The sequence below is a fragment of the Phaeobacter sp. SYSU ZJ3003 genome, from assembly GCF_041300735.1.
Lineage (GTDB): Bacteria > Pseudomonadota > Alphaproteobacteria > Rhodobacterales > Rhodobacteraceae > Phycobacter > Phycobacter gallaeciensis_A.
The window spans coordinates 20,469-31,756 of record NZ_PXNU01000042.1 but is presented as its reverse complement, the minus strand read 5'-3'; the positions used below and the strand labels follow the sequence as shown (position 1 = coordinate 31,756).

At 62.7% G+C, this 11,288-nt stretch carries 10 protein-coding genes; all 10 read right to left on the bottom strand.

Annotated features, from left to right (window positions below; translation table 11 throughout):
* Positions 1–19: 19 nt before the first annotated feature.
* Entirely contained in the window at positions 20–877 is an 858-nt protein-coding gene (locus C6W91_RS15375) for a TauD/TfdA family dioxygenase (protein WP_370571054.1), read from the bottom strand.
* A gap of 31 nt (positions 878–908) precedes the next feature.
* Positions 909–1,700, bottom strand: a complete 792-nt coding sequence (locus C6W91_RS15370; protein ID WP_370571053.1) for an SDR family NAD(P)-dependent oxidoreductase — start codon at positions 1,698–1,700, stop codon at positions 909–911.
* Positions 1,697–3,139, bottom strand: coding sequence for an AMP-binding protein (locus C6W91_RS15365; RefSeq protein ID WP_370571052.1), 1,443 nt, complete (start codon positions 3,137–3,139; stop codon positions 1,697–1,699). Before C6W91_RS15365 ends, C6W91_RS15370 begins: the two co-directional genes overlap by 4 nt.
* Entirely contained in the window at positions 3,139–3,738 is a 600-nt protein-coding gene (locus C6W91_RS15360) for a thermostable hemolysin (RefSeq protein WP_370571051.1), read from the bottom strand. Before C6W91_RS15360 ends, C6W91_RS15365 begins: the two co-directional genes overlap by 1 nt.
* A 111-nt stretch (positions 3,739–3,849) precedes the next feature.
* Complete coding sequence (locus C6W91_RS15355) at positions 3,850–5,214, bottom strand: sensor histidine kinase (RefSeq protein WP_370571050.1); 1,365 nt, start codon at positions 5,212–5,214, stop codon at positions 3,850–3,852.
* Entirely contained in the window at positions 5,211–5,888 is a 678-nt protein-coding gene (locus C6W91_RS15350) for a response regulator transcription factor (RefSeq protein ID WP_370571049.1), read from the bottom strand. The genes C6W91_RS15355 and C6W91_RS15350 overlap by 4 nt, the downstream gene beginning before the upstream one ends.
* Positions 5,889–5,899: 11 nt before the next feature.
* Positions 5,900–6,499 carry a DUF6134 family protein gene (locus C6W91_RS15345; RefSeq protein WP_368946924.1) on the bottom strand — a complete coding sequence of 200 codons (600 nt, stop codon included), beginning with the start codon at positions 6,497–6,499 and terminating at the stop codon, positions 5,900–5,902.
* Between the two features lie 164 nt (positions 6,500–6,663).
* Positions 6,664–8,394, bottom strand: a complete 1,731-nt coding sequence (locus C6W91_RS15340; protein ID WP_370571048.1) for an OFA family MFS transporter — start codon at positions 8,392–8,394, stop codon at positions 6,664–6,666.
* 346 nt (positions 8,395–8,740) lie between these two features.
* Entirely contained in the window at positions 8,741–10,114 is a 1,374-nt protein-coding gene (locus C6W91_RS15335) for a sigma-54-dependent transcriptional regulator (RefSeq protein WP_370571047.1), read from the bottom strand.
* A gap of 140 nt (positions 10,115–10,254) precedes the next feature.
* Positions 10,255–11,175, bottom strand: a complete 921-nt coding sequence (locus tag C6W91_RS15330) for a LysR family transcriptional regulator (RefSeq protein WP_370571046.1) — start codon at positions 11,173–11,175, stop codon at positions 10,255–10,257.
* Positions 11,176–11,288: the final 113 nt, after the last annotated feature.

The following is an 11,288-nucleotide window of genomic DNA, read 5'->3' as shown; positions in this document are numbered from 1 at the left end:
GGGCACAGAGGGACTATAATCAGACCCGGCCCATGCCGATGAACAGCTGGCGATCCTGATCCTTGATCGCTCGACGCCCGTGCATGATGCGGGTATTGTCGAGCACAGCGATATCGCCGTCCTGCCAGTTGATCTCGGTGGTGCGGTCTTCGGCCAGTTCGCGCAGCTCCTCGATCTCTTCGGCGCTGACTAGGCTGCCATCTGCCAGCCGGTAGACGGGCGGCTCGTAATTGTGCGACGGGCCCAGAACCGCATTGGCAAAGCCTGCAGCGCCGGACAGGGCCGAGGGCCGCACCGGGTTCAGCGTGATATGATAGGTGAGCGAGCCATCCTCATGCATGTCGAAATCCTGGTTCGGGATCGCTGCCTTGAATTGCAGGATATGCTCTTCGGTCACCTCTTCAGGTTCCGAGATCGCGGGGTGTTCATTGGCCAGGTAGCGTTTCCACAAAAGTTCCGGCAGCTTGCGCGAGACGGTCATCGGCTGGCTCCACCGGGCGCGCTGCGCCTCCGACATGCTGGCCAGCACATCGCGCCCGTCGCAGATCGTGGTTTGCGAGCCTTCAAAGGCGGCCTTGGCGGAATAGAAGGCAACGATATCGGGGCAGACCGGGGTGTTGCCGTTTTCGATATGCAACCCGATCGGGCCAAGCCCGGCATCCACCATCTGGGTGTTGCGCTCGGAAAATTCCCGTGCGGGGTCAAAGGTGATGGTGCTGCACAGCTCGGCTGTCAGGGCGCTGAAGGCGGCCATGTCGACATCAAAGCCCCGCAGCAGCGCCCAGCCGTCGCGGCTCAGATGGTCGCGGACGGCGGCAATGGCGGGGGCGTCGATCTGGCTGCCGGTGCGCGCGGCGCGGATCACGGTATAGGTCATGATTGGTCTTTCTACTTGAAATCAGAAGGGTCTAGACGCGGCGCAGGCTGTCCAGGGCGGCGATGGTTTTCTCGGTGCGGGCCTGAGCCCCGACAGAGCGGTCGACCAGCTGCGGGAACAGCCGCTGGACTTTGACAAAGAACCGCTCTTTGCCGCGGGGAAAGCTCTCGCGTTTGCCTTTGCGGATTGCCTCCCAGGCTTCTGTAGCCACCCGTTCCGCGCTGTCGAGCGTCATCTCCAGCGGTTCGATCAGGGCGCCGAACTCGTTTTCGGCGGCGGTGCGGGCGGCGCGCGGGGCGATGTAGGTGACGCCAACGCCGCTGCCAGACAATTCGCGCCGCAGCGCGTCAGAAAAGCCCCGCAGGCCGAACTTCGTCGCCGAATAGGCCGCGAAATAGGGGTAGGCGATATCGCCGAAGACAGAGCCGATGTTTGCCACGCGTCCCTGACCTGCGCGTAGCGCGGGCAACAGGTCCCGGGTCAGCGCGATCGGGGCCATCAGGTTGGTGTCGGTCATCGCCTGCAGCTGAGCGTCGCCAAGATCCGTCAGCCGTCCGACGGTCAGGCAGCCGGCATTGTTGATCAGGATATCAAGCCGCCCACCGACCTGCACCACCAGCCTTGCGCGATCCTCAGCAAGGGTCACGTCTGCGGGCAGGATGGCGCTCTCAGGCAATCCTGCGAGCGTGGCGGTCTCTTCCAGCTTGTGCCGGCTGCGTCCGGTGATCAGCGGCACATGGCCAAGGCGTGCGGCTTCCATCGTCAGCGCCCGGCCGATGCCGGATCCCGCGCCGGTGATGAGAACGGTCTTTTTCTGGGTCATGAGGCAAGGCTTTCGGCTGTCTGGGAAAGAGGCTGCGCCGGGCGGTCGTTGATAATCCGGGCGGCGACGGCGCGGTTCGGGGTGCCTGCCGCAAAGAGCAGGCCCGGCTCTGTCGGAGAGGTCAGGATTACCGCCGCAGGCTGCGCATAGGGCGGGATCCCTTCCAGTGCGGCGGCGATGTCTGTGCCGCTGATCGGAGCCACGGCGGCGACCACGAGAACCAGCGATCCGTCCTGGTGCAGACCAAGGGCCGAGCTGACGACGCGGGGATCGGCGTTGATCCTTTGCTCGACCCACTCGGGTGAGATGTTGCGTCCGGCGCCGGTGACGATCAGCGCGTCCTTGCGCCCGTCCACGATCAGACGCCCGTTTTCGATGCGGCCTAGATCGCCGGTGTGCCAGCGGGCAGGGGGCGGATCGCCATTGAGATACCCGGTCATCACGGTGGGGCCTGCGACGGTGATCTCGTCGTCGATGATCTGAACGTCGAGCCCCTCCAGAATCTCTCCGACGGTGCCGATGGCATTGTGTCCGGGGCGGTTCATAGCCACCACGGCGCAGCATTCCGACAGACCGTAGCCTTCGTGCGCCGGGATGCCGACAGCCTCGGCGGCGTGCAACAGCGCGGGCGAACTGGCAGCGCCGCCGACGGCCACGAAGCGTAGTGAGTTGGGCGCCCGGCCGTCCTTGCTGCTGAGGTCTTGAACCCAGCGCCCCAGAAGCGCGGGCGCCAGCAGGCTGGTGGTGGGCCTTTCGCGGGCAAAGGCGGCGGTCAATGGTCCGATTTCGGCGCCGAACAGAGTGCGCGTGGCGTTGAAGTCAAACCGGGTTTCCGCGCCCGCCAGAATGGGCAGGAAGATCCCGCAGATCTGTTCCAGAAGCTGCGCCAAGGGCAGGATCGACAGGTGGCGGTCGGTGTGCGTCGGGGCCACCACGGGCAGCAGTGCATTCAGCGAGGCCTGCAACTGGCTGCTTCCGATGACAACGCCCTTCGGGCGCCCAGAGGAGCCGGAGGTGTAGATGATCCGCTCTGCCTTGGAGGCTGCCGAGGTCTGGTTATGCCGCGCTCCAGCACCGGTATGGCCGAGCGACAGGGGGATCTCCGGCAAAGCGCTTTGCCCGGCGGTTTCGGGTGCGGTGATAAGGGCGCCGATCCCGGCGTCCTTGATCACATGGGCAATCTGCTCGGGCGCAAAGAAAAACGGCAGCGGCACCTGCCGACGGCCGGTGAGGGTTAGCGCCAGATCGGCCACTACATAGGCGCAGCCGCCCGGAAGGGCGATGCCAACGGTACGCGGCGCACCGTCCAGCCGCGCCGCAAGCGCGGTGACTTCGGCGGCAAGATCGGCCCAGGTCAGGCTGTCGCCATCGCCGGAAAAGGCAACCGTTTGCGGGTGCTCTGCCGCGTGACACCACAGGGCCTCGAATACCATGTCCATTATGCAGCGCCTCCCTGAAGGCCCGGCAGTGATGCAGGCGCAGCGGTGCCGGGCGTCAGCAATGCCAGATCCGTCTCGGTCTCGATGAAGGCGCAGACCCAGGGATCGGTGTCGTAATAGCTGCCCCAGCTGTCCGGATCTGCCACGCGGTCCGCCGCAGCGGCGCAAAGGGGGATATAGCCCAGCCCGGTGCGCGTCAGCAGGCGGCGCAGGGGCAGGGTGGCAGTGAATACGCCGCAGACCACGCCCTGCTGCCGTCCCCAGTCGATCATGCGGTCGAGCAGGGGCAATACCGGAAAGGGCGACACCGAGGCCAGGGATGTTACCTCCATGATCTGGCTGGCGTGGATATCGCGTCCGGTGCGTTCCTTCAGGACCTCGCAGAAATCGCCATTCAGGTAGCAGTCCGAGAAAAAACCGTCCTGCGCCGTGCGGATCCCGGCCGCGCAGAGGATCTTACCCTCTGCGTTGGAGGCTGCTGCCAGAACCGGGGCAAAGCCTTTGACCTGCGCCGCATAGGTGGTGTCGTAAACGTCACGGATATGGGCCTCAGCGGCTTCACGGCCGGGAGAGGTCGGCGTCAAAAACTCAATTCGCATGGAGCGCCTCGCTTGGATTTCCTGTTGTCTAGGGAAATCGCGCGCTAGGCTTACAGCCCGCTTACAGGTTCGCAGAACCATGGGCGGAGCAGGTCAGGTATCTGTGATGTTTTATGAAAATTCGGTGCTGAACCGGCTGCCACCGCCATCCCGGTCGGCAATGTCGACCCGGGCACCATGGGCCTCGGCCACGGCCTTTACAATGGCCAGGCCAATTCCCGAGCCCTTGCCCCGGCCCGGCTCGGAGCCGCGGTTGAAGCGTTCGAACAGCGCCTCGCGTTCCGTTTCGGGCACTCCGGGACCGCGATCCAGAACCGCGATGCCGGGTGGATTTGCCATGACGCAGATTTCAACCTCGGTTCCGGCGGGCGAATAGATCAGCGCATTGCGCACGAGATTGTCCAGCGCGATGGCCAGAAGGCCCTCATTGCCGCGGATCCGGACGCCCTTGGCGCCGGTGACGGCCAGGCTTTTGCCCGCGCGGATGGCGTTCGGGGCCTGAGCGCAGGATATCTGCACCGCCAGATCGTCCAGAGCAATTTCCTGAAAGGTCGAGGGTTCCAGAGCATCGGCGCGGGCCAGATCGATCAGCTGTTCAAAGATCTGCTCTAGCTGTTTCAGATCCTGTTTGAGGCGTTGGCGGACCTCGGCGTCACCGATGGTATCGACGCTGGAGTGCAGCACCGCGAGAGGGGTGCGGACCTCATGCGCCACATTCGAGGAAAACTCGCGCTGCGACCGGTAGCCTTTTTCCAGCCGGGCAAAGGCGCTGTTAACGGCAGCGACGAGGGGCACGATCTCGGACGGCAATCCTTCGGGCGAAAGGCGCTGGTCCGGGGCGTCGGGGCCGATACTGCCGGCCTGCTGCATGACGCGATCCAGCGGCCGCAGGGAGAGCCGCGCCGCCAGCAGCGCCGATGACAGTACCAGCACCGCGCCAAGAACGATCCAGATGATCTGCTCTTCTACCTCGTGCCACATGGCATCAAGGATGCTGGTATCGGCGATGGGGGCATAGGCCGAGGCAAGGACGCAGATCTTCAGCCCTGCATTGATGCCGCACAGCGCCATGCCGCGCCGCTCTCCCGGCAGGTCAATCTCGGCAGCGGTGCCAAGCGACAGCGGTGCAATCTGCGCCTTGATTTGCGGAGAGGTCTCACCGCCCGCGAGCAGCTCCATCTCCGGACCAAACACCGTATAGCGATAGGCGCCCTCGGCGCCGCGAAACCGGAGCGATTGCACCGGCAGGCCATAATTCTCCGCCTCCGGGTCGGCCTGAACCAGAACCTCGTTTGCTTCGCGCAGCAGGGTCTCTTCGAGGTTTTCTTCCAGATGTTCGAAAAACTCGGAGATCAGGATCGTGACGGACATTGCGATGGCAAGCAGCAGCGCCAGGACGATATTGACTGTCAGCTTGCGCTGCAGTGAGCCCGGTCCGCCAAGGGGGGCATGGGCAGACTGGGTGAGGGCCTTCATTGACCGTCGTCTTCCATCAGGTAGCCGATGCCCCGCAGCGTGTGGACGGTGCTTGCGGCGCCCAGATCCTGCAGTTTCTTGCGCAGCCGGTGAATCGCGACTTCGATGGCGTTCGGCGTCGGCGGCGCATCAAATCCGTAAAGCGCGTTCTCAATGCTGTCCTTGGACAGGATGCGCCCCTTGCGGCGCATGAAGACCTCCAGCAAATCCAGCTCGCGACGGGAAAACCGGGCGGGCTGGCCAGCAATCTCAACGGAACGATCGTTGGTGTCAAAGCGGATGTTGCCAAGGTTCAGCTTCAGCCCCAGCGCACCGCCCGGGCGGCGCAGAACGGCGCGGATGCGGGCGATCAACTCGCTGCTGTCAAAGGGTTTGACCAGATAATCGTCAGATCCGGCATTGAGGCCCTTTACCCGTTCGTCCAGTGCATCACGGGCGGTGCAGATGATCACCGGCGTGTCGGCATTGGCCTGTTTGATCCCATCAAGCACCGACAGCCCGTCCATGTCCGGCAGGCCCAGGTCGAGGATGATCGCGTCATAGGAATAACTGCGCGCGGAATGCACCGCATCCGCGCCAGTCGCCACCCAGTCGACGACGAAATCATTGCTTTCAAGGCTGGCACAGGTGTTTTGCGCCAACCTTTCGTTGTCTTCCACATAGAGAAGCCGCATGGGCTGCGATCCTATTTGCGCAGGTAGGTCACGGTTGACCCATCATCGGCCTTGAAGGAAACATGTGCAAGGTCTCCGTTCTGGTCATACCAGACATCGCGTTCGAGATCGCCTGAGATACGATAGTGATGGGCGCGCAGCTGGCCGCTGCGGGTGGGGACATTCTGAACACCTAGATCGATCACCCGCACCGACATGACGGTACCGTCGATGGTGTTGAGTAACTGGCGGCGTTTCAGAATATCATCGTTCCACAGGCTTGCGGGCAGCAGGCCACGCCCCTTTTCGCTGATCTGATGCGCGTCGCCGTCATCATCGGTGGCCGAGCGGATCGAGGTCATCTTGCCATTTGCCCATGTCTCGACGCTGTTCTGCTTGAAGGCATAGGCATTGACGCGGATCAGCGGGATCTTGACGGCGATATCGGTGACGACCTGGACGGAGTATTTGGCGGCAGAGCCTGAAAAGCTGTAGCTGAGCTCTCCGATATCCTTGCCCTTGCGAATGACGTCAAAGCGCAATGCGCCCTGGCTGGGTGGGGAAGAGGCCAATACCGGCGTTGCCAGCCCGATGGCTGTGACCAGAACGGCGAGTTTCCTGAGGATCTGCATGACACGCTCCTTGCGATACTTGTACAGGGTTGGCGCCCGATATGGGTGGTGCCGCTTACGCGAACCTTACGGGCGTGACCGGCGCACGGGCCGTGCATGGCGATAAATGCAAAAAGGGAGCCTGCGCTTACAGGCCCCCTTCAGGTTCTGGGATTTTTTTGGAGTTACTCGGCGGGTGAGGGTGCTGCGCCGGTTTCCGGGTGGTGGTGGTGCGAGCCCACCGGCCGGATCAGGAGGTTGGCAAAGAAGGCCACAATCAGCAGACCCGCCATGCAATACATGGTCGTATTGTAAAGGCTCGGCGTCGGATCGACGATGCCCTGCGGTGCGATCTCCATCAGCTTGGCGATTGTCACCGTCTTCGCGGACACCAGAGCGTCCAGCTGCGACACCGGCGCGCCAAAGGCTGTTTCAAAGGCCTGCGCATCTACCTTGGCGGCAAGATCCGTAATCGCATTGTTCACCGACATCTGACGCAAGGACGTGATCGCAAGCGGACCAAGCACACCGGCGGTGGACCATGCGGTCAGCAACCGGCCGTGAATGCCGCCCACGTGCATGGTGCCGAACATATCCGCCAGATAGGCCGGGATGGTGGCAAAGCCGCCGCCATACATCGAGAAGATGATCATCGTCGCGACGTAGAAGCCGATCAGGTAGAACATCGACGGGTTTGCTGCGCCTGCGGTCGCGAAATATGGGATCGACAGGTACAGGATCGTGCCAAGGATGAAGAAGGCGTGATAGGTGTTCTTGCGCCCGATGAAGTCAGAGGTCGAGGCCCAGAAGAAGCGGCCGACCATGTTGAAGACCGAAATCATCAGAACATAGGTCGAGGCAAAAGCCGCGGTCACGATCAGCGGCATGGTGGTGCCGTAGATTTCCGACATCATCGTCTTGGCGACGCCGATCACACCGATGCCAGCCGTCACGTTGAAGCACAGCATCACCCACAGCTGCCAGAACTGCGGTGTTTTCAGCGCCTGGTCGATATGGACGTGGTTCTTGGTGATCAGACCCGAAGCGGCCGGTTTCGGCTCCCAACCTTCGGGTTTCCAGCCCTCTGCAGGAACGCGATAGCTGAAGGAGGCGATGATCATCACAATGAAATAGACGATGCCAAGGGTCAGGAAGGTGGAGGATGCGCCGGTGTCGCCGGTGCCAACCACATAGACGCCAGCCTCGCCGCCGCCGGGCAGGGCTGCCGCCTGGGACGCCGATGCGATGACAACCTCAACCATGCCGTTTGCGGTCTGGGCAAATACTCGGCCGCCTTCGATCACGGTGTCGATGGCTTCGCGCGTGCCAAGGTATTCAGGTGCCTTGGCATAGATGGACAGCAGCCAGCCTTTGACCGGGGCTGCGATCATCGCGCCGCCACCAAAGCCCATGATCGCCATGCCGGTTGCCATGCCGCGACGGTCCGGGAACCAACGCAGAAGGGTCGAAACCGGCGAGACATAGCCAAGACCCAGACCGCAGCCGCCGAGGGCGCCATAGCCAAGGTAAACGAGCCACAGTTGATGGCTGGCGATCCCTGCCGAGCCGATGAGGAAACCGCCGCCCCAGCAGAAGGCAGCAACGGTGCCGACCATGCGCGGGCCAACTTTTTCCAGCCATTTGCCGGCAAAGGCAGCAGCCAGGCCGAGGAACACGATGGCGACCGAGAAGATCCAGACCACCGAGGTCAGGCTCCAGTCGTCAGCAGCGGGGCTGACAACGCCCAGCTGGCGCGTCAGAGCAGGGTTGAATACGGACCAGGCGTAGACCGAGCCGATGCACAAGTGAATGGCGATCGAGGCCGGGGGTACCAGCCAGCGGTTGAAGCCGGGGCCTGCGACGATGTTTTCCTTCAGCAGAAAGGAAAGCGGCCCCCGATTGGGTGCGGAACTCATATGGATTATCCTCCAAATTATTGACCGGCTGGCGTCTCTCTCCTCCCCGAGGTCGGCTGCCGAAGCTGGGCATGCGAGCGCATGCGACGTGGTAGTCTTCGGCTGTTGTGAAGGGGTGCGTCAATGTTTTAAATATAAAAAACAATAACTTACGCTGACGTTTTGTCGGGGCGCTATAGTCGCGACCCGGGGTAATTTGGACATTTTGGAAATTGTTTCCCAGCCAGGGGGTAAAATTTGCGCCAGTTTGTCCGGTTGTTCAATTCGGTAAAAATATGCGTGATCAGGTGCCAGCAGCGGTGTCGGCAGAGGGCGCCAGAGCGCGAGGGGATGGACGATTCCCGGCTTATAGTCCCCAGGAGGCGCATTTGCGGTCGATGGTCTTTCGCGACACGCCCAGCCTGCGGGCGGCTTCCGAGCGGTTGCCATCGACAGCCTCCAACGCGCGCAGGATCTCGCGCCGCTCGATCTGATCCAGCGGTTCGATCTGGCCGCTGCCGTCCGCCGGGTGGGCCAGCGTTTCCAGGGGAAAGCTGCCAAAGATCAAAGAGCGCTCGATGAAGTTGCGCAGCTCCCGGATATTGCCCGGCCACTTGTGGCGCAGCAGGGCACTGCGGGTACGGGGATCGATCTGCAAGGGCGCGCGGGTCAACTGCTCGGCGATCTCCTGCACGAACAACTCGGCCAGTTCCACCACATCGGTGCCGCGCTGGCTAAGCGGGGGCATCACCGCTTCGATCACATTGAGGCGAAAGAACAGATCCTCGCGGAAACGCCCGGCGGCGACTTCGTCCTTCAGCGATTTGCTGGTCGAGACGACAAAGCGCACATCCAGCTGGGTGCTGCGTTCGGTGCCAACAGGGCGGACCAAGCCATCCTCCAGCACCCGCAACAATGCCGCCTGCGCCGACGCGCTGAGACCTGCGATCTCGTCCAGGAACACGGTTCCGCCCTGTGCCGAGGGCAGCAGCCCCTCACGTCCACCTTGCGCGCCGGGGAAAGCGCCGGGCGCATGGCCGAAGAGTTCGAATTCTATCATCTCTGCCGGAATGGAAGCGCAGTTGATCGGCACGAAGGGATGCGCCGCCCGGTCCGAGGCTGCGTGCAGGTGCCGCGCCGCGACTTCCTTTCCGGTGCCAGAGGCGCCGGTGATCAGAACCGGCGTGCTGACATCGCGGACCTGATCCAGCACCCGCCGCACATCGGCAATCGCGTCGGAGCTGCCGATCAGTTGGTTGCGCAACCTGCGCCCGGTGTCGGCGCTGTTCAGCTCGTGCAGCAAAAGGGCGTTCTCGCGCCGCAGCTGAGCCATCTGAATGCAGCGTTGTACCGCATTCAGCATTTGGTTCGAGCGGAAGGGCTTCAGAACAAAATCCGCAGCCCCGGCGCGCATCGCCTCGATCGCGGTTTCCAGATCCGCATAGGCGGTGATCATGATGGTATCGGTAAACCCGCCGGCGCTGCGCTGATGGGCCAGCCAGTCGATGCCCTTTTGACCGGGCATGATGTTGTCCAGGATCATCACATCGAAATGCCGCTGGGCCAGCAGCTCTCCGGCTTCTTTGGTCGTCGCGGCCTCAGCGACCTCTCGGCAGTGGGGCGCGAGCGTTTTGACCAGGAAGTTGCGCATGCCCGGTTCGTCATCCACCACCAGGATGCTGGCCTGCGCCAGCCGGTCGGTCAGTTCGTTTCCGCTCTGCGCTTCTGTTGCCTGTGCCACCGCAGGTCTACCCGTGTTCTGTTGTCTGAGTGCAATAGGGCATGCCCGCCAAACTCTGCCCGGTCAAGAAAAGCCACCCTACAGGGTCATGAACTCTTCGCGAGCAGGGGGCGGTGAAAAAGCGGTGGAGGGGCAGGGGATCACATCTGGAACGGGGCGGCTGTCAGCTGAATCTGCCGCTCCAGCTCGCGGGCCACCGGCAGCAGCGGGGCGTCGGCCTTGCGCAGCAGGTGAATGTGGCGCCGGGCTTCGGGATCGGCCAGCGGGCGAAAGACCAGACCATAGGAGCCGAGCAACAGCATGGTCATCTCCGGCAGGATGGTTATGCCCAGACCGGCGCGCACCATGGCCAGAAGAGAGGTCACATTGTGCCCCTGCAGCAGTGCCTCCCGGTGCAGAGTCTGCGCGACCTTGGTCCGGATCCCGGCGGACAGGGGATTGGCGATCAAGGACTGTTCGGCGATGTCGCGCCACGACACCGGCCCGCCGGGTGCTGCCAGCGGATGCCCGTCGGGACAGATCAAACCAAAGGCATCTGACATCAGGTTGCTGCAATGCAGGCCAGTATGCGTTGGCGGATCCAGCGCGGGCATCGCATCTGAATCCGGCAACCCGGCCGTTGCAATGCCGATATCGACCCGGTCCCGGCTCACCTCGCGGATGATGGCGCGTGATTCCATATCCCAGACCTCGATCTGGACACCGGGAAACCGCGCGATGAAACTGGAAATCGCCTGCGGCAGGATGCTGCCCGCCACCGAGGGCACCGCTGCCACGCGCACCCTGCCGGTTCTGGCGCTGGCAAAGCCTTCGATTGCGCGCACCGTGGTGTCGAATTGCTGCAACTCCCGGTCCGCCTGTTCCAGCACAAAGGCGCCAAGCGCAGTCAGCTTGTTCTTGCGTCCGGTCTCGAACAACGGCTCGCCCAGATGGTCCTCCAGCTGTTTCAGCGTCATCGAAACCGCTGATGGCGTGCGTCCCAACTGCTGTGCCGCCCCGGTCAGCGTGCCGGAATGGGCCACCGTGGCAAAGCATCGAAGCATCTCAATTTTCAGCGCCATTTTCAAAATTTCTGAAATGAGTTTGAGTTGTTTGAGTTTGTGTGAAAGCGGATGCCGAGTCCATAGTTTCATCCAAGGCAAATATCGGACACGGAGAAACGCCATATGGACCA